The sequence below is a fragment of the Nonomuraea mesophila genome (genome assembly GCF_004352805.1).
Lineage (GTDB): Bacteria > Actinomycetota > Actinomycetes > Streptosporangiales > Streptosporangiaceae > Nonomuraea > Nonomuraea longispora.
The window spans coordinates 29,021-53,691 of the sequence record NZ_SMLD01000050.1 but is presented as its reverse complement, the minus strand read 5'-3'; the positions used below and the strand labels follow the sequence as shown (position 1 = coordinate 53,691).

General features: G+C 73.0%; 23 protein-coding genes. 10 read left to right on the top strand and 13 right to left on the bottom strand.

Annotated elements, in window-relative coordinates:
- Window positions 1-4: 4 nt before the first annotated feature.
- The gene (locus E1295_RS20365) at window positions 5-1,111 is read right to left on the bottom strand and encodes an NAD(P)/FAD-dependent oxidoreductase (RefSeq protein ID WP_132631916.1); all 1,107 of its coding nucleotides are present in this window, start codon (window positions 1,109-1,111) and stop codon (window positions 5-7) included.
- Between the two features lie 102 nt (window positions 1,112-1,213).
- On the opposite strand from E1295_RS20365, the gene E1295_RS20360 reads away from it, so the two are divergent.
- Window positions 1,214-1,564 carry a winged helix-turn-helix transcriptional regulator gene (locus tag E1295_RS20360; RefSeq protein WP_132631915.1) on the top strand — a complete coding sequence of 117 codons (351 nt, stop codon included), beginning with the start codon at window positions 1,214-1,216 and terminating at the stop codon, window positions 1,562-1,564.
- A 65-nt stretch (window positions 1,565-1,629) separates the two neighbouring features.
- Window positions 1,630-2,169 carry a hypothetical protein gene (locus E1295_RS20355; RefSeq protein ID WP_132631914.1) on the top strand — a complete coding sequence of 180 codons (540 nt, stop codon included), beginning with the start codon at window positions 1,630-1,632 and terminating at the stop codon, window positions 2,167-2,169.
- Between the two features lie 152 nt (window positions 2,170-2,321).
- Here E1295_RS20355 and E1295_RS20350 read toward each other — a convergent pair whose 3' ends face one another.
- Window positions 2,322-3,206 (bottom strand): MurR/RpiR family transcriptional regulator, encoded by an 885-nt coding sequence (locus E1295_RS20350; protein WP_132631913.1) that lies wholly within the window; start codon window positions 3,204-3,206, stop codon window positions 2,322-2,324.
- A gap of 210 nt (window positions 3,207-3,416) precedes the next feature.
- On the opposite strand from E1295_RS20350, the gene E1295_RS20345 reads away from it, so the two are divergent.
- The 4 genes from E1295_RS20345 to E1295_RS20330 are packed head-to-tail and all read left to right on the top strand — an operon-like array spanning window position 3,417 to window position 7,259.
- A complete protein-coding gene (locus E1295_RS20345) occupies window positions 3,417-4,790 on the top strand; it encodes an MFS transporter (protein WP_132631912.1) in 1,374 nt (457 codons plus the stop codon).
- Window positions 4,787-5,227 (top strand): GAF domain-containing protein, encoded by a 441-nt coding sequence (locus E1295_RS20340; protein ID WP_132631911.1) that lies wholly within the window; start codon window positions 4,787-4,789, stop codon window positions 5,225-5,227. Before E1295_RS20345 ends, E1295_RS20340 begins: the two co-directional genes overlap by 4 nt.
- A complete protein-coding gene (locus E1295_RS20335) occupies window positions 5,224-6,429 on the top strand; it encodes a metal-dependent hydrolase family protein (protein WP_132631910.1) in 1,206 nt (401 codons plus the stop codon). The genes E1295_RS20340 and E1295_RS20335 overlap by 4 nt, the downstream gene beginning before the upstream one ends.
- Window positions 6,430-6,467: 38 nt before the next feature.
- Window positions 6,468-7,259 carry an alpha/beta hydrolase gene (locus E1295_RS20330; protein ID WP_132631920.1) on the top strand — a complete coding sequence of 264 codons (792 nt, stop codon included), beginning with the start codon at window positions 6,468-6,470 and terminating at the stop codon, window positions 7,257-7,259.
- A 38-nt stretch (window positions 7,260-7,297) separates the two neighbouring features.
- On the opposite strand, the gene E1295_RS20325 is transcribed toward E1295_RS20330, so the two are convergent.
- Window positions 7,298-9,322: a glycoside hydrolase family 71 protein gene (locus E1295_RS20325; protein ID WP_166427319.1), complete on the bottom strand. Its 2,025-nt coding sequence runs from the start codon at window positions 9,320-9,322 to the stop codon at window positions 7,298-7,300.
- A gap of 245 nt (window positions 9,323-9,567) precedes the next feature.
- Between E1295_RS20325 and E1295_RS20320 the strand changes: the two genes are divergently transcribed.
- From E1295_RS20320 to E1295_RS20310, 3 genes are all read left to right on the top strand, one after another.
- Entirely contained in the window at window positions 9,568-11,376 is a 1,809-nt protein-coding gene (locus E1295_RS20320) for an ABC transporter ATP-binding protein (RefSeq protein ID WP_132631908.1), read from the top strand.
- Window positions 11,373-13,106, top strand: coding sequence for an ABC transporter ATP-binding protein (locus tag E1295_RS20315; protein WP_132631907.1), 1,734 nt, complete (start codon window positions 11,373-11,375; stop codon window positions 13,104-13,106). The genes E1295_RS20320 and E1295_RS20315 overlap by 4 nt, the downstream gene beginning before the upstream one ends.
- Window positions 13,107-13,176: 70 nt before the next feature.
- Window positions 13,177-13,896 (top strand): TetR/AcrR family transcriptional regulator, encoded by a 720-nt coding sequence (locus E1295_RS20310; protein WP_132631906.1) that lies wholly within the window; start codon window positions 13,177-13,179, stop codon window positions 13,894-13,896.
- Between the two features lie 86 nt (window positions 13,897-13,982).
- Here E1295_RS20310 and E1295_RS20305 read toward each other — a convergent pair whose 3' ends face one another.
- The 3 genes from E1295_RS20305 to E1295_RS20295 are packed head-to-tail and all read right to left on the bottom strand — an operon-like array spanning window position 13,983 to window position 17,232.
- The gene (locus E1295_RS20305) at window positions 13,983-14,651 is read right to left on the bottom strand and encodes a GntR family transcriptional regulator (RefSeq protein WP_132631905.1); all 669 of its coding nucleotides are present in this window, start codon (window positions 14,649-14,651) and stop codon (window positions 13,983-13,985) included.
- Window positions 14,648-15,802, bottom strand: a complete 1,155-nt coding sequence (locus E1295_RS20300; protein ID WP_132631904.1) for a CaiB/BaiF CoA transferase family protein — start codon at window positions 15,800-15,802, stop codon at window positions 14,648-14,650. The genes E1295_RS20305 and E1295_RS20300 overlap by 4 nt, the downstream gene beginning before the upstream one ends.
- On the bottom strand, window positions 15,799-17,232 hold the full coding sequence (locus E1295_RS20295; protein ID WP_220448807.1) for an aldehyde dehydrogenase family protein: 1,434 nt from the start codon (window positions 17,230-17,232) through the stop codon (window positions 15,799-15,801). Before E1295_RS20295 ends, E1295_RS20300 begins: the two co-directional genes overlap by 4 nt.
- A gap of 64 nt (window positions 17,233-17,296) precedes the next feature.
- On the opposite strand from E1295_RS20295, the gene E1295_RS20290 reads away from it, so the two are divergent.
- Window positions 17,297-18,460 carry an acyl-CoA dehydrogenase family protein gene (locus E1295_RS20290; protein WP_132631902.1) on the top strand — a complete coding sequence of 388 codons (1,164 nt, stop codon included), beginning with the start codon at window positions 17,297-17,299 and terminating at the stop codon, window positions 18,458-18,460.
- Window positions 18,461-18,471: 11 nt separating this feature from the next.
- Here E1295_RS20290 and E1295_RS20285 read toward each other — a convergent pair whose 3' ends face one another.
- Genes E1295_RS20285 through E1295_RS20255 form a run of 7 tightly spaced genes read right to left on the bottom strand, consistent with a single transcriptional unit; the run spans window position 18,472 to window position 24,671 of the window.
- Window positions 18,472-19,521 carry a C45 family autoproteolytic acyltransferase/hydrolase gene (locus E1295_RS20285; RefSeq protein ID WP_246080157.1) on the bottom strand — a complete coding sequence of 350 codons (1,050 nt, stop codon included), beginning with the start codon at window positions 19,519-19,521 and terminating at the stop codon, window positions 18,472-18,474.
- Window positions 19,522-19,549: 28 nt separating this feature from the next.
- Window positions 19,550-20,230: an FMN-binding negative transcriptional regulator gene (locus E1295_RS20280; RefSeq protein WP_166427318.1), complete on the bottom strand. Its 681-nt coding sequence runs from the start codon at window positions 20,228-20,230 to the stop codon at window positions 19,550-19,552.
- Between the two features lie 2 nt (window positions 20,231-20,232).
- Window positions 20,233-21,219, bottom strand: coding sequence for a P1 family peptidase (locus tag E1295_RS20275; protein WP_181958018.1), 987 nt, complete (start codon window positions 21,217-21,219; stop codon window positions 20,233-20,235).
- Window positions 21,216-21,968 carry an ABC transporter ATP-binding protein gene (locus E1295_RS20270; RefSeq protein WP_132631899.1) on the bottom strand — a complete coding sequence of 251 codons (753 nt, stop codon included), beginning with the start codon at window positions 21,966-21,968 and terminating at the stop codon, window positions 21,216-21,218. Before E1295_RS20270 ends, E1295_RS20275 begins: the two co-directional genes overlap by 4 nt.
- The gene (locus E1295_RS20265; RefSeq protein ID WP_132631898.1) at window positions 21,965-22,891 is read right to left on the bottom strand and encodes an ABC transporter ATP-binding protein; all 927 of its coding nucleotides are present in this window, start codon (window positions 22,889-22,891) and stop codon (window positions 21,965-21,967) included. The genes E1295_RS20270 and E1295_RS20265 overlap by 4 nt, the downstream gene beginning before the upstream one ends.
- Window positions 22,888-23,706: an ABC transporter permease gene (locus tag E1295_RS20260; RefSeq protein ID WP_132631897.1), complete on the bottom strand. Its 819-nt coding sequence runs from the start codon at window positions 23,704-23,706 to the stop codon at window positions 22,888-22,890. Before E1295_RS20260 ends, E1295_RS20265 begins: the two co-directional genes overlap by 4 nt.
- Window positions 23,703-24,671 (bottom strand): ABC transporter permease, encoded by a 969-nt coding sequence (locus E1295_RS20255; RefSeq protein ID WP_132631896.1) that lies wholly within the window; start codon window positions 24,669-24,671, stop codon window positions 23,703-23,705. Before E1295_RS20255 ends, E1295_RS20260 begins: the two co-directional genes overlap by 4 nt.

The following is a 24,671-nucleotide window of genomic DNA, read 5'->3' as shown; positions in this document are numbered from 1 at the left end:
GGCGTCAGGCGGGGTGGGCGTCGAACAGGGCGGCCGCCCGCTCGACCAGCATGGTGCGCCCCTTGATCTCGGCGGCCGTCTCGGGGCCGACGATGCCGTCCTGCCCGGGCAGCTGCCCGGCGCCGCCCTCGGGCCCGAGCGGGACGAGGATCACGGTCGGCTGCTTCTCGTAGGCGGCCGGCTCGCCCTCGCCGGTGATCAGCGCACGGAGGTTCGCCGCGAGGAGCTCGCCCTGGGCGCCGGCGAACGCGGCCATGTCGCGGTCGGCGTCGGAGATGTCGCCGATCGCGAAGACCCGGTCGTGGCCCTGGACGCGCAGGTACTCGTCCACCCGCACCTGTCCCCGCCCGTCCAGGGCGAGCGCGAGTGACCCGCCGAGGTATTCCGTGCGCGGCGTCGCGCCGAAGCAGCGGAACCAGATGTCGGCGGTCAGCTTGTCCCCCGTCTCCGTGGCGATCGCGACGGGCGTGGCGGTGGCGGGGGCGACGCCGGGAAGCTCGCGCAGCCGGCTGCCGAGCTTGAGCTCGACACCGAGGGCGGCGAGTTGCTTGCGCAGCTCGTCGCGGAGTTCCTGGCCGAACGGGCCCGGCAGGATGTCGGGCGCCGCGTCGGCGAGGGTCACGTGCTTGCCGGGGAAGACCGCCTTGATCTCCCCCGCGAGTTCGAGACCGGCAGGGCCGGCGCCGATCAGCAGCACGCGCTCCGCACCGCGCAGGGCCTCGTGCGCGTTCCGCACCCGGGCCTTGGCCGCCTCGGTGCCGGGCTCCTCCATCTTGGCGGGGAACGGGTACGACGTGCCCGTCGCGAGGACCAGGTAGTCGGGCTCGAGGACGCGGCCCGAGGCGAGCCTCACCCGGCGGCCGTCCGCCTCCACGGCACGATCGCGCAGGTATCGCCCGTGGACCAGCAGGCGGCTGTAGGGAAGGAAGATCTGGTCCAGCCACTGCGGTTCGACCAGCGCCCGCCATGACGCCACGTTGTGCACGAACGACTCCGACGGGTCCACCAGGGTCACGTCGGCCACGTCGTCGAGCAGCTTGGCCACCTTGTGACCGCCGTAGCCACCGCCGAGGACGACGACGCTCGGGCGCGTAACGGCACTCTCCACCATCACCGTCTCCTTGCTTGGAAGTAACTCCTAATCGAGATGAAGCTACAGTAATCATACTCGCTAGGAAAATCAAAGCGGCATTGCATGCGCTAGTTTGGAGGTATGGGGACGGCATCTACGCATGACACGAGCGCGTGCGTCCGCAGCGACGCCGCGCTGACCCGCGCGTTCACGATCCTCGGCAAACGATGGAGCGCCGTCGTGCTCGGCAGCCTGCGCAGCGGCCCCGCCGGGTTCCGCGAGCTGTCACGGGCCATCGACGGCCTCAGCGACTCGGTGTTGTCCGACCGGCTGTCCGAGCTCACCAAGGAAGGCCTGATCGCGCGCACTGTCGACGAGGGCCCGCCCGTCTCGGTTTCCTACGAGCTGACCGAGTGCGGCAAGGCGCTCATGCCCGCGCTGCACCAGATCTCCGAGTGGGCCGAGAAGCACCTGAGTTTCAAGGACGGCTAGCCTCCACCCCCGGCGGGTACGGTGACCGCAGAGCCCCCAGAACACGTGTGAGGATGTGGTTCCCCGTGCTCTACCTCTTCGGCTTCGATCGGATCGGCGTGGCCGTGAGCGACATCTACTTCGTCGACCCCAACCCCGCCAAAGGCCAGGAAGGCCCCGAGCACGGCGTGCGCCTGGAGCTGCGCAGGCTCGAACCGGGCGAGCTGAACGGGTCGATCTACTCCGCCAGACCCGTCACCATCGATCGGCCGATCTGGCGGGTCGACCTGCTGGAGTCGGTCGACGGCACGCCCGGCAGCTTCGACCGCACCCACCACCACCCCGGCACCAGCGGGTGGGAGCCCGGCGAGCGGGTGTTCGACCGGCAGTTGTCCTCCGAGCCGCTGAAGTGGCTGGCCGAACGCCTCGCCGACCTCGAAGACGTTCTCGACCGGGCCGGGGCCGACCGTGACGAGGCGAGCCCCGCCGACGTGGCCGGGCTTCGCGAGCGCGCGCCGGAGATCGTGGAAACGGTCGGCCGGATGCTCGACGACGTGCGGGCGGGCCGGCTCGGCACCCCGCCCGGCGCCGAACCGGCGACCAGCGTACGCGCCAGCTGGCTCTAGAAAGGACCCACCCGGGCGCCGGCCGGCTCCATGAACCGCGCGGGCGCCCGCCGGCGGGCTCGACGGTCAGGCGTGCGAGGCCGGCCACGTGCGCGGGCCGACCACGTGCGCGGGCCGACCACGTGCGCGGGCCGACCACGTGCGCGGGACGGTCAGGGGTGTTCGCCTGTGACGGGGCGGCGGTGCAGGAGGCCGAAGCGGGCCCACATGGCCTCCGCCGCCTCGATGGAGGCGCCCGTACGCGCGGGGTCGACGGCGGCGAGCTGGGTGACCAGCGCCTGCGCCACCGCCATGCCGGCCGTCAGCGACGGGAAGAACGCCTCCCCCTCGGCGGGCACCATCACCACTTCCTCGGCCGCCTCGGCCAGGGCGGGGCTGGCGGCGTCCGTCACCGCGAACACCCGCACACCGCGCGAGCGCGCCAGGTTCGCCGCCAGGACCGTGCTCTCGTACAGCCGCCAGAAGCTGATCGCCACCAGCACGTCGCCGTGCCCGAGCGCGGCCACGGTGTTGGCCAGTTCGGCGTCGCCCAGCGTCACGGCCGTGACGGGATAGCCCGCCAGCCGGGCGTTGTGCGCGAGCGCCAGCCCGACCGCGGCGTAGCTGCCGTCGGCGACGATCACCGTACGGCGGGCGGCGGCGACGGCCTCGGCGATCGTGAGCAGCACCCCCTCGTCCATGCGCCGGTTGAGCAGCGCGAGGCTGTCGAGGTCGCGGCGGAGCGACCGGGCGCTGGGCGAGCCGTTGCCGCTGTGCTCGGCGGCGACCTGGCCGGCGCTGAGCGAGGACAGGTAGCGGGCGCGCAGCTCCTGCTGGAGCGCGGGCCAGCCGGTGAACCCGAGCGCCTGCGCCGTGCGCGTCACGGTCGCCACGTTGACCCCGGCCAGCTGGGCCAGCTCGCTGGCCGACCCGAACGAGGCCCGGCGCGGCTGCGAGAGCAGCACCTCCAGCACGGCGGCGGCCTTGCCGCGCAGCCCGCGTCCGGGCAGGCGTGAGCGCAGCCAGTCGTCGAAACTGTCCGTAGCGCGCTCTTCCACGTGGATCCTCACTTAGCCGGAATCATGCTACGTGCCCACGGCGGATGCGAGCGTGAAGTGCGCGGGCCTGGACCGGCACGCCACTTGTCCGGCGAGCCCTACAGTGCCGCCACGAGCCGGCATGCAAAGACAATTGCAATTTTGACATTTCGCACTATATGTTGCTTCGCGTTCGACCTACTCGGCCACGACCTGGGAGAGGCTTGCCCCATGACCTTGCTGGCCCGGCTGGACCGGCTCCCGCTGAGCCGCCCGCACTACCTGCTCCTCCTCATCGGCGGGCTCGGCTACACCTTCGACGGCATGGACAGCGCCGTCGTCGCATTCCTGCTGCCCAGCGCGCAGGATGCCTGGGGACTGTCCAACGGCCAGCTCGGCGTCATCGGGTCCGCCACCCCGTTCGGCTTCCTCTTCGGCGCGACGGCCGCGGGCCTGCTCGGCGACCGCATCGGCCGCAAGAGGGTGATGATGTACGCGCTCGCCTTCTACGCCTTCTTCTCCGTGGTCGCCGCGTTCGCCCCCAACTACGAGGTGTTCCTCGGCGCGCGGGTGCTGGCCGGAGCGGGCGCCGGGGCGGAGAGCGCGATCATCGCGCCGTTCCTGTCCGAGTTCGTGCCGGCCAAGCGGCGCGGGTGGTTCATCGGCGCGCTGGCCGGGTTCTTCTCGTTCGGGTTCGTGCTGGCCGCGCTGATCGGGCGGTTCGTCGTGCCGACCATGGACGAGGGCTGGCGGGTCGCGCAGGTGATCACGGCGGTGCCCATCGTCATGTTGCTGTGGTGGCGGCGCTCGCTGCCCGAGTCGCCGCGCTTCCTGCTCCAGCAGGGCCGCGCCGGCGAGGCCGAGGCCGTGGTCGCCGACCTGGAGCGCCGCGTCGAGCGCGCCACCGGCCGGCCGCTGCCGCCGGTGCCCGCCACCGCCACCGCGCCCGCCGCGCGGACGCCCAAGGTCAACCTGTGGAGCGCGCTCAGGTTCCTGTGGAGCCCGGCCATGGCCCGGCGCACCGCGATCATCTGGCTGGTGTGGTTCGTGATCACGTTCTCGTACTACGGGTTCTTCTCCTGGATCCCCACGCTGCTCGTGCAGCGCGGCATCACGGTCACCAAGAGCTTCGAGTTCTCGATCATCATCTATCTGGCGCAGATCCCCGGCTACTTCTCCGCGGCCTGGTTGTCGGAGCGCATCGACCGCAAGAACACCATCGCGCTCTACCTGTCCGGCGCCGCGGTCAGCGCGTTCTGGTTGTCGCAGATGGACAGCCCCGTCACCATCACGCTCGCCGGCGCGGTGTTGTCGTTCTTCCTCAACGGCACGTACGCGGGCGTCTACTCCTACACCCCCGAGGTGTTCCCCACCTGGATCCGGGCCACCGGCACCGGCCTGTCGAGCGCGTTCGGGCGGGTCGGCAGCATCCTCGCCCCCACGATCATCGGCCTGTCGGCCGCGACCCTGGGCTTCGGCGGCGTGTTCGGCCTGACCACGGCGGTGCTGGCGGCCGGAGTGATCTGCGTGCTGGTGTTCGGACTGGCCACGGCCGGCCGGTCGCTGGAGGAACTGACCGAACCCGCCAAGGAGGCGACCCCATGAACGGATTCACCGAGCTGGAAGAGAACGTGCGGCGGGAGGTGGGTGTGCGGCTGTTCACGGTGCTCGCCTGGATCCCCGGGCGGCGCACGCTGCGCCGCGTCCACAGCAGCCATCCTGAGCAGTACCCGGTGGGGGGCGAGAAGAGCGTGGAGGTCGCCCAGGGCTGGCTGGCGCAGTGCGTCGAGGGCGGGCAGCCCTACCTCGGCGCGGACCGGGCCGCCGTACGCGAGATCTTCGCCGACCACGAGCTGATCGAGAGCCTGGGGTGCGGGGCGGTCGTCAACGTGCCCGTGACCGACGACGGCCGTGTGATCGGCGTGCTCAACCTGCTCGACGCCGAAGGCCGCTACGACGAGGCGTCGGTGACCGCCGCCCGGTCGCTCGCCCCCTCCGCCGTGCCCGCCCTGCGCGCGGCCCTCCAGGGAGGTGACGCATGAGCCTGCTGCTGCGCAACGGCCTGCTGCTCGACGTGACGACCGGCACGTACGCCGAAGCAGACCTGCGCTGCGCCGACGGCCGCATCGCCGAGACCGGCCACGGGCTGAGCGCGCCCGACGGCACCCGCGTGCTCGACCTGGCGGGCGCGCACGTCGTCCCCGGCCTCATCGACGCCCACGTGCACGTCACCGCCTCCACCGCCGACCTCGGCTCCATCGGCTCCATGGCGCCGTCGTACGTGGCCGCGCACAGCGCCCGCATCATGAGCGGCATGCTCGACCGCGGCTTCACCACGGTCCGCGACGCGTCCGGCGCGGACTTCGGGCTCGCCGACGCCCAGGCGGAGGGGCTGATCCGCGGCCCCAGGCTGCTGTTCTGCGGCAAGGGGCTGAGCCAGACGGGCGGCCACGCCGACTTCCGCGGCCGGGGCGAGCACCTGCACGACGAGCACCCGTGCTGCGCCGGACTCGGCCGGGTCGCCGACGGCGCCGACGCGGTGCGCGCCGCCGCCCGCGACGAGCTGCGCAAGGGCGCCCACCACATCAAGGTCATGGCCTCCGGCGGCGTGGCCTCACCGACCGACAGGATCGACTCGACCCAGTACTCGATGGACGAGCTGCGCGCCGCCGTCGAGGAGGCCGAGGCCGCCAACCGGTACGTCGCCGCCCACGCCTACACGGCGCGGGCCGTCAACCGGGCGCTGGAGGCGGGCATCCGCTCCATCGAGCACGGCAACCTGATCGACGACGGCAGCGTGGAGCTGTTCCTGCGGCACGACGCCTTCCTGGTGCCGACGCTGGTGACGTACTGGGCGCTCAAGGAGGAGGGCCGCGCGTTCGGCCTGCCGGAGGGGAGCGTGCGCAAGGTCGACGAGGTGCTCGGCGCGGGGCTGGCCGCGCTGGAGCGCGCCGCCCGCGGCGGCGTTCGCCTGGTCTACGGCACCGACCTGCTCGGCGGCATGCACCGGCACCAGAACCGCGAGTTCCGGCTGCGCTGCGAGGTGCAGCGGCCGATCGACGTGCTGCGCTCGGCCACGACGGTCGCGGCGGAGCTGGCCGGCCTGGCGGGCGAGATCGGCACGCTGGCCGTGGGCGCGCACGCCGACCTGCTGGTGCTCGACGCCGACCCGCTCGCCGACGCCGGCGTGCTGGCCGACCCGGAGCACATCCGCCACGTCGTGCAGGCGGGCGCGATCGCCTGAGCCGGCGCCTGGTGCGTACCGTGGGCAGGGTGACGACGATGGCGCGCACCGCTCTGGTGATCGTCGCGGTGCTGATCCTGCTGCTCGGGCTGCTCTGGATCTTCCAGCGGCGGCTCATCTACCTGCCCGACGGCACGCGGGTGCCGTCGGCGGGCCAGGTGATCCCCAATGCGCGTGACGTCTCGTTCACCACGCGCGACGGGCTGAGGCTGGGAGCCTGGTACGTGCCCGGCGACCACGACGTGACCGTGCTGGTCGCCGGCGGCAACGCGGGCAACCGGCTGCACCGGGCGCCGCTGGCCAGGGCGCTGGCGGCGTACGGGCTGCCGGTGCTGCTCATGGACTACCGCGGCTACGGCGGCAACCCGGGCACGCCCACGGAGGAGGGCCTGCACCTCGACCTGCTCGCGGCGCGGGCCTTCCTGGGCGACACGCGGGTCGTCTACTTCGGTGAGAGCCTGGGCGCGGCGGTGGCGACCCGGCTGGCGCGCGAGCGGCCCCCGGCGGGGCTGGTGCTGCGCTCCCCGTTCACCGACCTGGCCGCCGCAGGACAGGTGGCCTATCCGTTCCTGCCGGTCAGCGCGCTGCTCCGTGACCGGTTCCCGGTCACGGAGCACGTCTCGCACATACGCGTGCCGGCCGTGGTCGTGTGGGGCACGGCCGACACGATCGTGCCGCCCCGGCTGAGCAGGGCCGTCGCGAAGGCGGCGGCGGGCCCCGTCACGACCGTCGAGGTGCCCGGCGCCGGGCACAACGACCTGGCCCTGCTGGCCGGCCAGGACCTCATCGAGGCCGTGGTCGAGCTGGCCGGGCAGGTCCGGCGGCGGTAGTCCTGGCGCGGCGTGCGCGCCAGGACCGTCGTGCGTGCCTAGCCGGAGCAGGCGGTGCCGCCGCCCGCGTGGTAGATCATGTCCTGGTACGTGACGCTCGCCTTGATCGGCGTCTTGCTCTTCAGCGTCTGGACGGTCTTGCCGTCACGCTGGAGCTCGAAGACCGGAGTCGTGCCCGGCACCATCGCCGCCTTGAAGGACACCACGCCCGCGCTGGTGACCTCCTTGGTCTTCACGTCGGAGCCCTGCTTGATGACCAGCTTGCCCGGCTCCTTGACGAAGGCCAGGAGCTCGACGTCGTCGACCGGTCCGGGACCCGCCGGAATCGTGAACTTCCCGGCCGTCTGCTTGCTGGTGTCGTACGGTGCGTTGGCCTTGTGGCTGCGGTGGAAGTAGTAGAGGCCGTCGCGGACGATCGCAGGAGCCTTGCCCGTCTTGAGCCACGTCGTGTAGTACGTGTTCACGTCGGCCAGCACCTTGCCGCGCACCTTGGAGGGCGCCTGCTGCGACTCGCCGTAGTCGTTCCAGGTGACGAGCTGCACCCAGTCGGCCTTGCCGTCGATCGCGGCCTTCCACGAGCCGCGCAGGGTGGTGCTGTTCTGCGCCTCCCAGTAGTGCAGCTCCTTGGACCTGGTGTCCTCGAAGCCGATCGGGGCCATGTACGTCAGGCCGCGCTGGTGGGTGGCCTCGGAGGCGCGGCGGAACGCGTCCGTCACCTCGGGCCGGTTGGCTCCCCAGGAGGAGTAGCCGACGACGTGGTCGTCCCACTGGGTCTTACCGCTGCCGCTCCAGTAGTTGAACATCATCAGCAGCGAGGTCTTCATGCCCTTGGCGGACAGCTGGTCGCGTACCTTCTTCCACCAGGCGGGCGGCTGGCGGTCGCCGTGGTAGGGCGCGAGCAGCACGCTGCCGTCCGGCTGCGTGTACAGCGACGGATGGCCCTTGACCAGCAGGACGTCGGAGACCACCTTCGAGACGGACGCGCCCTCCTCCGTCGGGAAGTCCGGGCTGAGCATGATCTTGAAGCCGGGGTCCACGTTCCTGGCCGCGTCCAGCAGCTCGGGCAGGTGGTTCCAGCGCTGGTCGCTGGAGGTGTGGTGCTCGTAGATGAACCCGTCGAGGCCCTGCGCGATGGCCTGGCGCACTTCCATCTCGAAGTCGAGCCTGCGCCAGTGCGACTCGGGCCGTACGGAGCGGGTCAGCGGACGGTCCCTGTGCAGGCCGCCCCTGTTCTTGTACTGGCCGCCGGAGCCGTCGGGGTCGAGCCAGGAGGCGTACTGGTCCTTCGCGGGGTCCTTGTTGTCGATGGACACGGGGAAGGGCGGGAAGTAGAACGCGAACGCCTTCTTGGCGGAGGAGCGCAGCGTGGAGACCGAGGGCTTGTCGAAGGGCAGCGCGGCGCAGGGCGCGGAGGCGCCGCCGGTGGTGTAGGTGACGGTCAGCTGGGGGCCGCGGTCGCCCGTCTCGCGCGAGGAGAACAGGACCGTCGTCGTCTCGTCGGTCCCGGTGAGGGCGAAGGAGTAGGTGCCGTTGCCGGTGACGGCGGACGAGACGTCCAGCTCGGCCTTGCGGCCCTCGGTGAAGCCGCTGTGCGAGTCGATCACGTCGCCGGTCTCGGGCCGGTTCTTCCAGGTCCCGCTCTCCGTCCAGTCGCCGGTGACCGTGCGGGCGGACACCTTCGTGCTCGTCGTCCTGGCGGAGGTGACCTCAAGGGTGGCCTTGACGTCCGTGGCGTCGGCGGGGATGCCGGAGACCTTGAAGCGGGTGAGCGCGAGCCGCTGCGCGGAGCTCTTGCCGCCGCAGGTGGCGCCGCAGACGGACATCCACGTGGCGGTGCCGAAGCTCTTGGAGGGCTCGGCCTGGCTGACGAACATGTCGTCCGTGGCGGGGATGGTGACCGTTTCCGCCATGGTGGCGGTCTTGCCGGATAACGCGGCCGGCGACGTGTGCGCGGGTAAGGAGCGCACGGGTAAGGAACGCGCGGACGCCGCCGCCGTCGTGCCGAGTGACAGGGCGACGGCGATCACCGCGGTGAATCCCACCCGTCGATGCTGGGTGAACATGATCCTCCTCTGAGGTTCGTGCCAGATGGCGATCGACAAGGTAAGGCCATTCGTGGGCGCTTCGCGATGGCTTTCCATAATGGAACGCGATAACTGTCCATAAATCACACCTGGTCAGCGCATGATCACCAGGCGCTGGGCCCCCCACCCCTGACCACCCCGATCACGGTTAGGCAACCCTTGCCTATTCAAGACAGCCTGTAACAAAATAAGGGGCACCCCGCGAACCGCTGGAGGCCCATCCCATGACCATCACCGCCGAGACGGCCGCCCCCGCGGCGCCCGCGCCGGACGGCGGCGACAAGCCCGCCCCCGGCCGCGCCGCGCTCATCGCGCTGCTCGCCCCCATCAGGCCACGGCTCATCACCGCCGCCGCGTTCCAGGTCGTGTACGCGGTCTCGGCGCTCGTCCCCTTCGTGTGCGTGGCCGAGCTGGCCCGCGTGCTGCTCAGCCCGGACGCCGGCGGCGCGGGCCGGGTCTGGCCGATCGCCGCCCTGGCCGTCGCCGGCCTGCTGGTCAGGTTCCTCTCGTTCGGGGTCGCCGGCGCGATCAGCCACTTCGCCGACGCCGACCTCCAGCTCCACCTGCGCCGCCGGATGGCCGCCCACCTGTCGCGGGTGCCGCTCGGCTGGTTCGGCGAGCGCAACTCCGGCCACGTCAAGAAGGTGCTGCAGGACGACGTCAGGGAGATGCACCACCTGGTCGCGCACGCGGCCCTCGACCTGCTCGCGGCCGTGGTGACCCCCCTGGCCGCGCTGGCCTACCTGCTGTACGTCGACTGGCGGCTCACCCTCGTCGTGCTCATCCCGGTGCCGCTGTTCGCCGCCGCGTTCGCGATCATGATGCGCGGCTACGACGAGCAGATGCGGCGCTGGAGCGAGGCCAACAGCAGGATCAGCTCGGCCGTGGTCGAGTTCGTGCAGGGCATCGCCGTGATCAAGACGTTCGGCCAGACCCGGCGCTCCTACCGGCGCTTCGCCGAGGCCGCCGACGACTTCGCCGACTTCTTCGCCGCCTGGGTGCGCCCCATGTTGCGGCTCAGCGGCCTGTCCATGGCGTTCATCTCGCCGCCGGCCATGCTGCTGGTGTCGGCCGCCGGTGGCGCGCTGTTCGCCGCCAACGGCTGGGTCGCGCCGGTCGACGTGCTGCCGTTCGTGCTGGTCGGCGTGGCGCTGACCGCGCCGTTCCTGGCCCTCGACATGGGCTCGATGCGGCTGAGGAGCGCGGCCGAGTCCGCGGGGCGGGTGGCCGCGCTGCTCGACACGCCGCCGCTGCCCGAGCCGGGGACCCCGATGCGCCCGGTCGGCCACGCGGTCGACTTCCGCGACGTGTCGTTCTCCTACGACGGCACGACTCCGGTGCTGCGCGAGGTGAGCCTGTCGCTGGAGCCGGGCACCGTCACCGCGCTCGTCGGGCCGTCCGGCTCCGGCAAGTCCACGCTGGCCAAGCTGCTGCCCCGCTTCTACGACCCCGGCGAAGGACAGATCCTGGTCGGCGGCGCCGACGTACGCGCCATCGGCTCCGCCGAGCTCTACCACCACGTCGGCTTCGTCCTGCAGGACGTGCAGCTGCTGCGCACCTCTGTGGCGGACAACATCGCGCTCGGCCGCCCGGAAGCGGGACGCGAGGAGATCGAGCGCATGGCCCGCGCCGCGCAGATCCACGACCGGATCGCGGAGCTGCCCCGCGGCTACGAATCCGTGATCGGCGAGGACGCCCACCTGTCGGGCGGCGAGGCGCAGCGCGTCGCGATCGCCCGCGCGCTGCTGGCCGACACGCCGATCCTGGTGCTGGACGAGGCCACCGCCTTCCCCGACCCCGAGTCGGAGTCGGCCATCCAGGACGCCCTGTCCACGCTGGTGGCCGGGCGCACGCTGCTGGTCATCGCGCACCGGCTGAGCACCATCACCGGCGCCGACCAGATCGCCGTGCTCGACGGCGGCCGGATCACCGAACGCGGCACCCACGACGAACTGCTCGCCGCCGGCGGGCTCTACGCCCGGATGTGGGCGGCGCACGTACGCGACGACGAGCGGGATTGGACCAGGAGATGATCGGAGAGCTGGGGGCCGTGCTCGGCCCGGAACACGGCGCGCGCCTGCGCCGCAGCCTGCTCGCGATGACCGCGTACGGCGTGCTGCAGGGCCTGTCGTTCGCCATGCTGGTGCCGGTGCTGCGGGCGCTGCTGTCGGGGGAGGCGGTCGGCCCGTGGCTGGCCGGGTTCGCCGTCGTGGTCGTGGCCACCGCCGTCGCCTCCTACGTGCAGGCCCAGTACGGCTACGCGGTCGGCCTGGCCGCCCTGCGCACCCTCTACCACCGGCTCGGCGACCACGTGGCCGGGCTGCCGGTCGGCTGGTTCAGCGCCGACCGCGTCGGGCGGCTCGGGCAGCTCGTCGGCAAGGGCGTCATGGACGTCATGAGCGTGCCCGCCCACCTGCTGCAGGTCGTGGTGAGCGCGGTGGCGGCGCCCGCGACCGTGCTGGTGTGCATGTTCGTCTTCGACTGGCGGCTCGGGCTGGCGGCCCTGCTCACGGCGCCGTTCCTGTGGCTGGCGTTCCGGTGGACGCAGAGCCTGGTGCAGCGCAGCGACACCGCGATGGACGACGCGGGCGCGGAGGGGGCCGACCGGGTGGTGGAGTTCGCCAGGCAGCAGCCCTCGCTGCGGGCGTTCGGGCGCACCGCCGACGGCTACGACCTGCTCGACGACGCGCTGGCGCGGCAGCGCAGCACGCTGCGCCGGCTGCTGCGCACCGCGCTGCCGGGGCTGGGCACGGTCGCGCTGACCGTACAGCTCGCCTTCACCGCGATCCTCATCGTGGGCTGCTCGCTGGCGCTCGGCGGCGCGGTGGACGTACCGGAGCTGGTCGGGGTGCTGGTGCTGGCCGTGCGGTTCACCGAGCCGCTGCTCGCCGCCGCCGACGTCGGCGGCGAGCTGCGGATGGCGCGCGGCGGCCTGCGCCGTATCAAGGCGGTGCTCGACACCCCGCCGCTGCCGGTGACCGGCCCGGCGACCGGCAGGGCTCGGCCGGGCGAGCCGTCGATCGAACTGGACGGCGTCGGCTTCTCCTACGCGGAACGCCCGGTGCTGCGTGACGTGAGCTTCACCGTCGCCCCCCGCACGGTGACCGCCCTGGTCGGTCCGTCGGGCTCCGGCAAGACCACGCTCACCCGGCTCATCGCCCGCTTCTGGGACGCCGACGCGGGTGTGGTGCGGGTGTCCGGGAACGACGTGCGCGACTACGCGCCCGAGGACCTGATGGCGCAGTTGTCGATCGTGTTCCAGGACGTCTACCTGTTCGAGGGCACCCTGGAGGACAACATCAGGCTCGGCCGTCCCGAGGCCACCGACGAGGAGGTGCGCGAGGCGGGCCGGCTCGCCCGGGTCGACGAGATCGCCGCACGCCTGCCCGGCGGCTGGCAGGCCAGGATCGGCGAGGCCGGCGCGACGTTGTCGGGCGGCGAGCGGCAGCGGGTGTCCATCGCCCGCGCCATGCTGAAGGACGCCCCGATCGTGCTGCTCGACGAGGCCACGGCCGCGCTCGACCCCGAGAACGAGTCCGCCCTCATCGACGCGCTCGCCACGCTGGCCCGCGACCGCACCCTGCTGGTCATCGCGCACCGCCTGACCACGATCGCCGCCGCCGACCAGATCGTCATGCTGGGGGACGGCGCCGTCGTGGAACGCGGCACCCACCAGGAACTGCTCGATCTCGGCGGCCGGTACGCTGCGTTCTGGACCGAACGCAAGCGTGCCCGCGGCTGGCGGCTGACCCAGCCCGCATGAGGCCGGCGAGCGGCCCGCACCACGACGTGCGACGGGCCGGCGGGCGCACGGGCGACGACCGGGGAGCGTGATGGGCGGCGAGCAGACGGGCCACGGCGTCCGTGGCGCGGACCCCGGCCGCGGGGCGAGCGGGCGGGAATGGCGCGTACGCGGCCGCCCGCGCGGTCGTCCCCCGCGCATCACCAGGCCCGCCATCGCCGACGCCGCCCTCGCGGTCGGCTTCGACAACCTCACCCTGGCCACCGTCGCCGACCGGCTCCAGGTCGCCCACTCGGCCCTCTACCGCCACGTCGCCGACCGCGAGGAGCTCGTCATGGTGGCGATCGACCGGGCCGTCGCCGCCGCCCCCTGGCCGGAGCCGGCCGGTGAGTGGCGCCCCGACCTGGAGGCGCAGGCCGCCGCCGTCTGGCACGTGCTCGAACGGCACCCGGGGCTGGTCAAGGAGTTCCTCAAGCTCACCCGCTTCCCCGAGGAGGTGATGCGCCGCTTCGGCGCGTCGGTGCGCAGCCTGATCGGCTACGGCTTCACGGCCGAGAACGCCTTCCTCGCCGTCGACACCGTCTTCGACCTGACGATCGACGTGTTCAGCAGGGGCAAGCAGCTCGACGCGCCGGCCGGCCGGAGCATCGTGCGCGACAGCACGGCCGACGCCTGGGCCGAGGCGGTGGGGGCGGAGGTGGCTCCCCTCATGCGGCGGGCGCTCACGGACCCGGCCGCGACATGGTTCGACCGCAAGCTGAGACTGGTGCTCGACGGCGTCGCCGCGAGCCTGGCACCCCGCACCGGCTGATGCGTCTTCTCCCTGGCGCCGGAAGTGACCGCGCCCCGGTCGGCGGGGGACTCGGCGGGGGACGTGGAGAGAACCGGGACCACGGGTCAGGGTGACGCGGGGAGCAGGGACTCCAGCTTGGTGACCGCGTGGTCGCGGTGGACGTTGAGGGTGGCGACCGCCTCGTCGGCGGCGCGGCGGCGGAGGGCGTCGAGGGTGGCCCGGTGTTCCTTGACGACCCGCTCGCGGTTGCCGCCGTCGCCGTAGTACATCGACCGGTAGGCGTCCGTCGCGTCCCACAACGTCCTGATCAGCCGGGCCAGCCGGGGCATGCCCGCGCAGTCGAACACCGTCATGTGGAACAACCGGTTGGCCGTGGCCATGGCGAGCACGTCACCCGCCGCGGCGGCCCGCTCGACGTCGTCCTGGGCGGCCTCCAGCCGGTCGAGGTCGGCGTCGGTGAGACGGGCCACGGCCCGCCGCACGGCCTCCTCCTCCAGCAGCTCCCGGATGCGGTAGACCTCGCGCAGGTCGTCGAGCGAGAGCGTCGCGACGCAGTAGCCCTTGTGCGCCTGGTGGGTGACCAGGCCCTCGCCCTCCAGCGTCTTGAGCGCCTCGCGCAGCGGCACCCGGCTGACCTGGAGCTCCTCCGCCAGCGCGTCCTGCCTGATGGGCGCGCCGGGGCGCAGGCGGCCGGTCGTGATGGCGCGGCGCAGCTCGGCCAGCACGAACTGCTGGGCCGTCGGTGGCCTTCGCCCTGCCCCGTCCGGATTCACGGCCCCAATATCTCACGAACCCAGGCGTCGTCCTGCCCGAGCTCCGGCGGCGGACGGCGGTAGGAGGGCGGGGTGGCGCTGAGGCGTACGGGGGCCGCGACCTGGCCGCCCCCGTCGAGTTGTACGGACGGCTCCAGGCCGAGCTCCTCGGCGAGGGCGAACGCGGCGGCCAGGTCGTTGATCGGGCCGCACGGCACCCCGGCGGCCGTGAGCAGCTCGAACCACTCGTCCGCAGGGCGTTCGCGCAGGGCGTCGTCGAGCGCGGCGACGAGGCCGTCGCGGGCGGCGACCCTGCCCGCGTTGGTGGCGTACCGGGGGTCCGCGGCGAGGTCCGGCCGGTCGAGCACCGCGCAGAGCGCCTGGAACTGGCGGTCGTTCCCGGCCGCGATCACCAGCGGGCGGTCGGCGGCCTGGAACACCTCGTACGGGACGATGCTGGGATGCCGGTTGCCCATGGCCTCCGGCACCACGCCGGCGGCGGCGTAGGCGGAGGAGTGGTTGGTCAGCGCCGACAGCAGGGAGGAGAGCAACGACACCTCGACCCGCTGCCCGTTCCCGGTGAGGTGGCCGCCCTCGCCGGTGTGGTCGCGGTGGCGGAGGGCGGCGAGGACGCCGAGCGCGGCGTGCAGGCCGGTGATGACGTCGACCAGGGCCACGCCCGCCTTGGTGCCGGAGCCGTCCGGCTCTCCCGTGACGCTCATCAAGCCGCCCACGGCCTGCGCGATCAGATCGTACCCCGGCAGCCCGGCCCCCGCGCCGGACCCGAACCCGGTGATCGAGCAGTACACCAGCCCGGGGTTGAGCGCCCGCAGCGCGTCATGGCCGAGCCCGAGCCGGTCCATCGTGCCCGGTCTGAAGTTCTCCACCAGCACGTCGGCCCGCGCGGCCAGCGCCCGCGCCACCTCAAGGTCCGCCTCGTCCCTGAGGTCGAGGGCGATCGAGCGTTTGTTGCGGTTGACGCCGAGGAAGTAGGTCGCCTGCCCGCCCGGCGCGTACGGCGGCCCCCAGGCGCGGGTGTCGTCCCCCGTGCCCGGCCGTTCCACCTTGACGACCTCCGCGCCCAGGTCGGCCAGCAGCATCGTGGCGTAGGGACCGGCCAGCACCCGGCTGAAGTCGGCCACCAGCAGCCCGGACAGCGCCCCGCCGCTCACGCCGGCGCCCCGAGATAGACGGTCACCGTACGGGTGAAGAATTCCCTGGCCGCCCGTCCCTGCTCCTTGGGCCCGAAACCGCTCTGCTTGAACCCGCCGAACGGCACATGCGGGAACGTTCCCGCCGACTCGGAGTTGATGTGCAGCACGCCGACCTCCACCCGGTCCACGGCGGACAGCGCGACGCCCAGGTCACGGGTGAAGATCGCGGCGGACAGCCCGTGGTCGCTGAGGTTCGCCAGGCCGAGCGCCTCCTCCGCGCCGGACGCGCGTACGGCTCCGACGACGGGCCCGAACAGCTCGCTGTGCCAGAAGTCCACGCCGGTGCCCGGCAGGTCGAGCACCGTCGGCGGCACGAACCATCCTTCGCCGGGGTGCGGTTCCGCGCCGGCCAGCGGCCTCGCGCCCTCGCCGACGGCCCGGGTCACGCCGGCGTTCACCCGGTCGCGGGCCGCCGCGCTGACGAGGGGGCCCATGTCGACGCCGCTTTCCAGGGGGTCGCCGACGACCAGCCGCGCGGCGCGTTCGGCGACCCGTTCGAGCAGGTCGTCGGCCACGACGGAGTCGACGATGAGCCGCGAGGTGGCCGTGCACTTCTGCCCGGTGGAGCGGAACGCGCCCAGGCACACCTGCTCGGCGGCGTGGTCGAGGTCGGCGTCGGCGAGCACGACGGAGGCGTTCTTGCCGCCCATCTCCGTCTGCACGGGTTTGCCGAGTTCGCCGCAGCGGGCGATGACGGCCCGGCCGACCGCCGTGGAGCCGGTGAACGACACGGCGTCCACGGCGGGGTGGTCCACGATGGCGGAGCCCGCGGCGGCCTCGCCGTACACGAGGTTGAGCACGCCGTCGGGCAGGCCGGCCTCGGTCAGCGCCCGCGCCAGCCGGTAGGCCAGCAGCGGCACCAGCGAGGACGGCTTCCACACGACGGTGTTGCCGTGGCTGAGCGCGGGGCCGATCTTCCACGCGGGGATGGCGATGGGGAAGTTGAACGGCGTGATGAGGCCGGCGACGCCGATCGGCCTGCGGACGACGAGCACGTTCTCTCCGGGGCGCGGGGAGGCGTAGACCTCGCCGTTCTCCCGGTCGGCCTCGGCGGCGTGGTAGCGCAGGATGCGGGCCGCGCCGCGCACCTCGGCGACCGCCTCGGGCAGCGTCTTGCCCTCCTCGCGGGCCAACTCGGCGCCCCACGTCTCGGCCTCGGCGTCCACGAGGCCGGCGGCGGCGGTGAGCACGGCGGCGCGGGCGTGGTGAGGGGTGGCCGCCCAGCCGGGTGCGGCCTTCCTGGCCGCGGCCACCGCGCGCTCGACCTCGTCGCCGGAGGCGAAGCGTCCGCGTGCCACCACTTCGCCCGGTCGCGCGGGGCTGGTGTCGGCGAACTCATCGCCGTCCCCCTCGACCCAGCGGCCGTCGATGAGATTCAGAACGTCCATGGTCAACGCACCCTAACCGTGGCATATTGGATTTTCAATATTGGATCCAAAATCCGGAGAAGTCATGATCGCACCCACCGAGCTGTTCGCCCTCGACACGCTGCTGACCGAGGAAGAGCGCGAGATCAGGACCACGGTCAGGCGCGTCTGCGACCGCGAGATCAGGCCGCACGTCGCCGGCTGGTTCGAGGACGGCGACCTGCCCGCGCGCGAACTGGCGCGCACGCTGGGCTCGGTCGGCGTGCTCGGCATGCACCTCGACGGCTACGGCTGCGCGGGCATGGGCGCGGTGTCGTACGGGCTGGCCTGCCTGGAGCTGGAGGCGGCCGACTCCGGGCTGCGCAGCCTGGTGTCGGTGCAGGGGTCGCTGGCCATGTATGCGATCTGGAAGTACGGCAGCGAGGAGCAGAAGCAGGAGTGGCTGCCCGCGATGGCGGCCGGGGAGCGCATCGGCTGCTTCGGCCTGACCGAGCCCGACTTCGGCTCCGACCCCTCGGGCATGCGCACCACGGCCAAGCGCGAGGGCGGCGACTGGGTGCTGAACGGCACCAAGATGTGGATCACCAACGGCTCCGTGTCGGACGTCGCGGTGGTCTGGGCCCGCACGGACGAGGGCGTCAGGGGGTTCCTGGTCCCCGCGGGCACGCCCGGCTTCACCGTGAACGACGTCAAGCACAAGATCTCGCTGCGCGCCAGCGTGACCAGCGAGCTGGTGCTCGACGGCGTGCGGCTGCCGGCCGCGGCGATGCTGCCGGGCGCCGGGGGCCTGTCCGGGCCGCTGGGCTGCCTCAACGAGGCGCGGTTCGGGATCGTGTTCGGCTCGATGGGGGCGGCGCTCGACTGCCTGGAGACCACGATCGCGTACGCGGGCGACCGCGAGGTGTTCGCCAGGCCGCTCGCCTCCTTCCAGCTCACCCAGGAGAAGCTCGCCGACATGGCGCTGGAGCTGGGCAAGGGCCTGCTGCTCGCGGTGCACCTCGGGCGGCTGAAGGAGGCCGGCACGCTCACCCCCGAGCAGGTGAGCGCCGGCAAGCTGAACAACGTGCGCGAGGCCCTGGAGATCGCCAGGAAGTGCCGCACGCTGCTCGGCGCGAACGGCGTCACCCTCGAATACCCCGTGATCAGGCACTCCGTGAACCTGGAGTCCGTGCTGACCTACGAAGGCACGTCGGAGATCCACACGCTGGTGCTCGGCAAGGCGCTCACCGGGATCGGCGCGTTCAGCTGACGGGCCGGTGCTCAGAACGTCTGCCAGGTCGCCTCGGTCACCCGGCAGGGACCGCCCTGGTGCACCCGCAGCCGCCCCGCCGTCAGGTCGAGCGCGATCGTGGCCAGCGTCTCCCAGCGCTGGTCGATCGGCTGCGACAGGTCGGGATGGGCGCACACGGGGGCTCCCTCGGGCGCGTGGCTGAGCATCGCGAGCGCCCGTTCGGTGAGGTCGTCGCCGCCCAGCTCGACGGCGTGGTCGCGCAGGTGCCGCAGGCGATCGTAGGTGCCGGGCCGCTCCGTGGCGTGCCGCTCCCCCTCGGCCAGCGCCGGGTCCAAGAAGTGGTTGCAGTGCAGCAGGACGCCGCCGGGGCCGGGCGGGACGACCGCGACGCCGGCCGGCGAAATCTCGATCGCGCCCGCGCCCTCGCCGGTCACGGCGGTGATGACGGTGGAGGCCGAGACCGTGGCCGAACGGGCGATCGCGGCGGCCTCCTCGACGGTGGCCGCCTCCTCCAGGATGCGGCGGGCGATGAGATGCACGGGCACGCCCACCTCGGCGGTGTCGGTGTCGTGGCGCAGGATGTTGAAGTGCACGCCGAGGCCCGCCGTGTTCACCCCGATCTTGGCCAGCACCCCCGCCTCGGTGAACGTGCGCACGACGTGCCCCGGGCGGGGCTCCAGCTCCCACACCATGGGGGCGTCGCGCAGGTGATCGTGCCAGTCCCAGGTCTGCACCGTACGCGGCGGCAGGCCGGGCCCCGACAGCACGACGGAGGTCGAGCACTCCCCCTCGCCGCTCGCGTGGACGGCGGCCAGGATCTCGGTCCTGGCGTTGACCACGGCGACCTGCCACGGCTCCAGCCCGGCCCCTGACGCGATCCCGGCCATCTCGTCGGCCAGCCGGGGCGCCCAGGCGGCGCTGCGGTCGAGCGCCTGCTCGCCCCACGCGCGGACCTGCGCCGGGGTGGCGCCCGCGGCCCTGAACAGGTCGGTGTAGCCGGCCAGGTTGGCGGCGATGGCCGTACGGCGACGGGAGCCGAGTTCCTCGCCGCGGGCACGGGGTTCACTCTGACTGGACACAAAAGCAGGAAATGTCATGATTTAACCCTCAGCCCTGTCCCACAGCCCTGTCCACCGGCCCGTCCACCGGCCAGCCGTCGGGCCTCTCCTTGAGCGCCCCGCACCCGGCCCTGCGCATCTGCTCGGCGAGGCCCAGGTTCCGCGCGGCCGCCGCGTCGCGGACCCGGGAGTAACGCTCCGCGTCGAGATCCTGGCTCAGCTTGAAGATGCTCTGTTCCGTACGTACGTGCACCCGGAAGGCCACCACCCCGGGCAGCAGCGCGCGGAACCGGTCACGGGAGGCGGCGGTGGGCTCCCAGGCCGGCTCCCGCAGCGACTCCAGGGCCGTGACCGTGCGCTCCACCACGTCGAGCGCGTCGAGCGGGTCGTCCAGGAGCTCCACCCGGCCGGTCACGTGCACGGCCGCGTAGTCCCAGGTCGGCACGGCCGGGTCGGTGGCGTACACGGTGGGCGAGACGTACCCGTGCGGTCCTGAGAAGATCACCAGCACGTCGGGCGAGCTTGCGAACGAGCGCCAGTGCGGATTGGCGCGTGCCAGGTGGCCGAGCAGCGTGCCGCCGGCGACGGCGGTTCCTTCGAGGACGACCGGCACGTGCGTGGCCACGGGCACGCCGTCGACCGTGCTCACGACCAGCGCGAACGGGTTCTCCCTGACCAGGGCGGTCACCTGCGCCGGGTCGGCGGCGGCGTACCGGGGGAAGGTGTGCACGCCTACTCCACCGCGCTCAGGATCGCGTCCCACGCGACCTCGGACGCCAGCGTCCCGAGCGCCGTCGGCTTGACGCCCGCCAGATCCACCTCGTCGGTCGTCATCGCGAACAGCACGTCGCCGTCCGTCAGGGTGTGGAACGGCTGGATGCCGCGGTGCATGGAGCTGTGCACCTGCCTGCCCACCTGGAGCAGCTCGCCGTCCGTCAACCGTACGTTCGTCACCATCACGGTCAGCGTGGTGTTGCCCATGACGGCGGGAGCGGGCTCGCCGATCGTCGCGGCATAGTCGTCGCGCGGGTGGCGCCGGGCGCCCTCGCCGGCGTGGTAGTTGCCGCGTACGATCGTGCCGTTCCGGTCCACCACCGCGCCCACGGCGTTGACCACGGTCGCGACCAGCACCTTCGCCTCCCCGAACGCCCCGAACGCGGCCCCCTGGCCGGCGAACTCGGCCCGGCCGAACTCCACCTTGCCCGCGCTGGCCGTGCGGCCCGCGCCGCACCGGCCCACCGGGAACAGGCCCTCCCGCGCCCCGCGCAGCGCGGCCCTGCCCAGCTCGGCGTCCGGGTAGACGGCGCTGTCGCGGCAGGAGAAGTCGTAGATGACCGCGCCGGACACGAGCTGCAGGTCGTCCCACCTGGTCCGGTTCTCCCTGCGGGCGAGCAGTTCGTCACTCACGCCCGTCGCGGCGGCCAGCCCGTAGACCGAGCCGCCCGCCAGGCAGACGGCGTGGTTGAAGTCGTAGCCGCCGCTCATCCCGACCGCGCCGCCGCGGGCGTCCACCGCCGTACGCGCGCCCGCCGGGACGTGGATCACCGTGCAGCCGGTGGGGCCCTCGCCGTACTCGGCGGTGCCGACGTGCACGCCGGGCAGGTCGAAGGGCACGGACCCGCGCCCCGGGCTGGGCTGCGGGGTCAGCGGCAGGTCCGCGTTGCGCGGCACCCCCGCGGCGAACGCGGACGGCTGGGCGAGCCGTGGCTGGTCGGTCACAGGGCCTCCAAGAGTTGCCGGGAGTATTCGTGGGCGGGCGCGGTGTAGAAGGTGGCGGTGTCGGCCGTCTCCACGACCTCGCCCGCGCGCATCACCGCGATCCGGTCGGCGACGTAGCGGACCGCGCCGAGGTCGTGGGAGATGAACAGCGCGCTGAAGCCGTACTCCTTCTGCAGGTCGCGGATCAGGTTGAGGATCTGCACCTGTACGGAGACGTCCAGGGCGCTGACCGCCTCGTCGAAGACGATGAAGTCGGGCCTGGTGACCAGCGCGCGGGCGATGGAGACCCGCTGCCGCTGGCCGCCGGACAGCTCGTGCGGATAGCGGCCGGCGAACGACTCCTCCAGGCCGACGTGGCCGAGCATCTCGGTGACGAGATCGCCCACGGGGCGGCCGAGCACCGCCAGCGGCTCGGCGACGCTCTGGCCGACGCGCATCCTCGGGTTGAGCGACCAGTGCGGATGCTGGAGCACGGCCTGCGTCCGGCCCGCGAGCTCGCGCCGCCGCCTGGGGAAGGGGCGGCCGTCGAACCTGACGGTGCCGCCGGTGGGCCGGTGCAGGCCCAGCGCCACCCGGCTGGTGGTCGTCTTGCCCGAGCCCGACTCCCCCACCAGGCCGAGGGTCTCCCCCTTGGCCACGGACAGGGAGACGTGCCTCATGGCGTTCAGCCGGATGCGCCGCAGCGGCGGCCCGGCCGTGAAGGTGACGGTCACGTCGTCGAGTTCGAGGATCGCCCGCGTGCCGGTCATGCCGTCACCTCGCCGGCCCGGTGGCACAGGACGTCCTGGTCGCGTACCCGGACCGGGCCGGGGCGCTCGTGGTGACAGCGGTCGACGGCGAGCGCGCAGCGCGGGGCGAACGCGCAGCCCGGCGACGGCCCGGTCAGCACGGGCGGGCGTCCCGGCACCGGCTCCAGGCGGGCGCCGTGGGCCGCCGCCGCGGGGGCCGACCCGGCCAGCGCCGCCGTGTACGGGTGGCCGGGCTTGCCGAGCACCTCGCGGGCCGGGCCGTGCTCGACGACGCGGCCACCGTACATGACCGCGACGCGGTCGCAGCGGCGGGCCACGGCGGGCAGGTCGTGGCTGAGCCACAGCAGGCTCGTCCCCGCGTCGGCGGCCAGTGAGAACACCACGTTCAGCACCTCCTCGCGCACCTGGCTGTCCAGCGCGGCGGTCGGCTCGTCGGCGACGAGCAGTTCGGGCGAGGCGGCCATGGCCATGGCGACCGCCACCCGCTGCGCCATGCCGCCCGACAGCTGGTGCGGGTACGCGCGCGCCACGCGGGGGTCGTCGAGCCTGACCCGCTCCAGGTGCGGGTTCACATCGGCGCCGCGCCCGAGCACGAGCCGGAGCTGGGCGCCGACGCGCATGGTGGGGTCGAGCGAGCCGATCGGGTCCTGGAAGACGAACCCCAGGTGTCTCCTGCGCAGCCGGCGCAGCGCGGCCGGCGGCAGGTCGAACACCGGCTCCCCCGCGACCAGCACCTCCCCGCCGGTACGCCGCGCCGTCCGCGGCAGCAACCGCCCGACGGCGGAGCCCAGCGTGGACTTGCCGGAACCGCTCTCGCCCACGAGCCCGACCTTCTCCCCCGGAGCGACGTCCAGGTCGGCGCCGTCGAGGGCGCGGGTCTCCGCGTAGTCGATCACCAGATTCCGCACTGAGAGCAGGCTCATGTCAGTGACCTCGTCTCCTGGGGTTCGAGCCGGTCGCGCAGCCCGTCGCCCACCACGTTGATCGCCAGGATGGCCGCCACCAGCACCACGCCGGGCCCGAGGACCAGCCAGGGCGCGGCGATCATGTACGTGCCGCCCTGCTGGATGAGCACGCCGAGCGAGGCCTGCGGCGGCTGCACGCCGAAGCCGAGGAAGCTCAGCCCGCCCTCGACCGCGATGCCGACGGACAGCGCGTACGTGCCCTGCACGGCGATCGTGCCGGCCACGTTCGGCAGCACGTGACGCCCGAGCACGCGGGGCAGCCGGGCGCCGCTGATGACGGCGGAGGTGACGTAGTCGCGCTGCGAGACGGCCACGGCGGCGGCCCGCACCAGCCGCGTCATGAGCGGGATCGTCACCAGCACGATGCTGGCCAGCGCCGCGACCTGGCCGGGGCCGAGCACGGCGGCGACCAGGACGGCCAGCACGATGGCCGGGAAGGAGTAGAGCACCTCCACCAGGCGCATCACCAGCTCGTTCAGGTAGCCGCCACGGTATCCGGCGACGATGCCGAACGTCGCGCTGACCGCCGCCGTCACCAGCACGGCGAGCGACGACAGCAGCAGCGTCGTGCCCACGCCCTCCATGACGCGCGGCGCCATCGAGCGGCCCAGGTTGTCGGTGCCCAGCCACCAGCCGGGCCCCGGCGGCTGCAGGCGCGGGCCGACGATCGCGTCCGGGTCGCCCCCGGCCCCGGCGAGCGAGCCCAGGGCGAGCAGCACGAGCACGAGCAGGCAGGCCAGCCCGCCGATGGACAGCCGGTCCAGCCTCTTCATGAGCGCCTCCCCGCCGTGACGCCGAGCCGGGGATCGAGCACCCCGACGAGCAGGTCGATGACCACGTTCATCACGATGAACACGCCGGCCGCCAGCAGCACGCCCGCCTGCACGACCGCGTAGTCGCGGCGGCCGACGGCCTGCACGATGTACGAGCCGATGCCCGGCAGGTTGAACACGTGCTCCACGATCAGTGCCCCGCCCAGCAGGTACGCGATGATCGTGCCGAGCAGCGTGACCACCGGCGCGGCGGCGTTGCGCAGGATGTGGTGCCTGACGATGAACCACGGCGACTCGCCGCGCCCGACGGCCGCCGTGACGTACGGCTCGACGAGCACGCCCATGACGGCGTCGCGGGTGGTCCTGGCGGTGACGGAGATGGCGAACACCGACAGGACGGCGGCCGGCAGCACCATCGTGGCCAGGTTGCGGGCGGGGTCCTCGGTGAACGGCACCCACGCGCCGATCTCCAGGCCGAGCGCGTACCGGGAGAAGACGAAGACGACGAGGCTGCCCAGCACGAACTCCGGCACGCTGACGCCGAGCCCGCTGAGCAGCCGGCCGGCCGCCCCGCCGCCGCCCGGCCGCGCGCGTACGGCGGTGAGCACGCCGAGCGGCACCCCGGCCAGCACGCTGCCGGCCACGGCCAGCAGGGACAGTTCGGCGGTCACCGGCAGGCGGGCCAGCAGCTCCGCGCCGACCGGCTGGCGACTGATCATGGAGATGCCGAAGTCGCCGCCCGCGACGGCGGCCAGCCAGTGGCCGTACTGCATGAACACCGGCTGGTCCAGCCCGTAGCGGGTGGCCAGCTCCGCCTTCTGCTCGGGGGTGGCGAACGGGCCGAGCACGGTTTCCGCGAAGCCGCCGGGCATCAGGCGGACGGCCGCGAAGATCAGCACGGAGACGCCCAGGAGCGTCGCGGCCGAGCTGAGCGCCCGGCCGGACCACCACATCAGCAGCCGCAT

Bases quoted from the DNA above. Each gene is read 5' to 3' on its own strand.
- E1295_RS20365 (WP_132631916.1), bottom strand. From the start codon at position 1,111: ATGGTGGAGAGTGCCGTTACGCGCCCGAGCGTCGTCGTCCTCGGCGGT.
- E1295_RS20360 (WP_132631915.1), top strand. From the start codon at position 1,214: ATGGGGACGGCATCTACGCATGACACGAGCGCGTGCGTCCGCAGCGAC.
- E1295_RS20345 (WP_132631912.1), top strand. From the start codon at position 3,417: ATGACCTTGCTGGCCCGGCTGGACCGGCTCCCGCTGAGCCGCCCGCAC.
- E1295_RS20340 (WP_132631911.1), top strand. From the start codon at position 4,787: ATGAACGGATTCACCGAGCTGGAAGAGAACGTGCGGCGGGAGGTGGGT.
- E1295_RS20335 (WP_132631910.1), top strand. From the start codon at position 5,224: ATGAGCCTGCTGCTGCGCAACGGCCTGCTGCTCGACGTGACGACCGGC.
- E1295_RS20330 (WP_132631920.1), top strand. From the start codon at position 6,468: ATGGCGCGCACCGCTCTGGTGATCGTCGCGGTGCTGATCCTGCTGCTC.
- E1295_RS20325 (WP_166427319.1), bottom strand. From the start codon at position 9,322: ATGTTCACCCAGCATCGACGGGTGGGATTCACCGCGGTGATCGCCGTC.
- E1295_RS20320 (WP_132631908.1), top strand. From the start codon at position 9,568: ATGACCATCACCGCCGAGACGGCCGCCCCCGCGGCGCCCGCGCCGGAC.
- E1295_RS20315 (WP_132631907.1), top strand. From the start codon at position 11,373: ATGATCGGAGAGCTGGGGGCCGTGCTCGGCCCGGAACACGGCGCGCGC.
- E1295_RS20310 (WP_132631906.1), top strand. From the start codon at position 13,177: ATGGGCGGCGAGCAGACGGGCCACGGCGTCCGTGGCGCGGACCCCGGC.
- E1295_RS20295 (WP_220448807.1), bottom strand. From the start codon at position 17,232: ATGGACGTTCTGAATCTCATCGACGGCCGCTGGGTCGAGGGGGACGGC.
- E1295_RS20290 (WP_132631902.1), top strand. From the start codon at position 17,297: ATGATCGCACCCACCGAGCTGTTCGCCCTCGACACGCTGCTGACCGAG.
- E1295_RS20270 (WP_132631899.1), bottom strand. From the start codon at position 21,968: ATGACCGGCACGCGGGCGATCCTCGAACTCGACGACGTGACCGTCACC.
- E1295_RS20265 (WP_132631898.1), bottom strand. From the start codon at position 22,891: ATGAGCCTGCTCTCAGTGCGGAATCTGGTGATCGACTACGCGGAGACC.
- E1295_RS20260 (WP_132631897.1), bottom strand. From the start codon at position 23,706: ATGAAGAGGCTGGACCGGCTGTCCATCGGCGGGCTGGCCTGCCTGCTC.
- E1295_RS20255 (WP_132631896.1), bottom strand. From the start codon at position 24,671: ATGCGGCTGCTGATGTGGTGGTCCGGCCGGGCGCTCAGCTCGGCCGCG.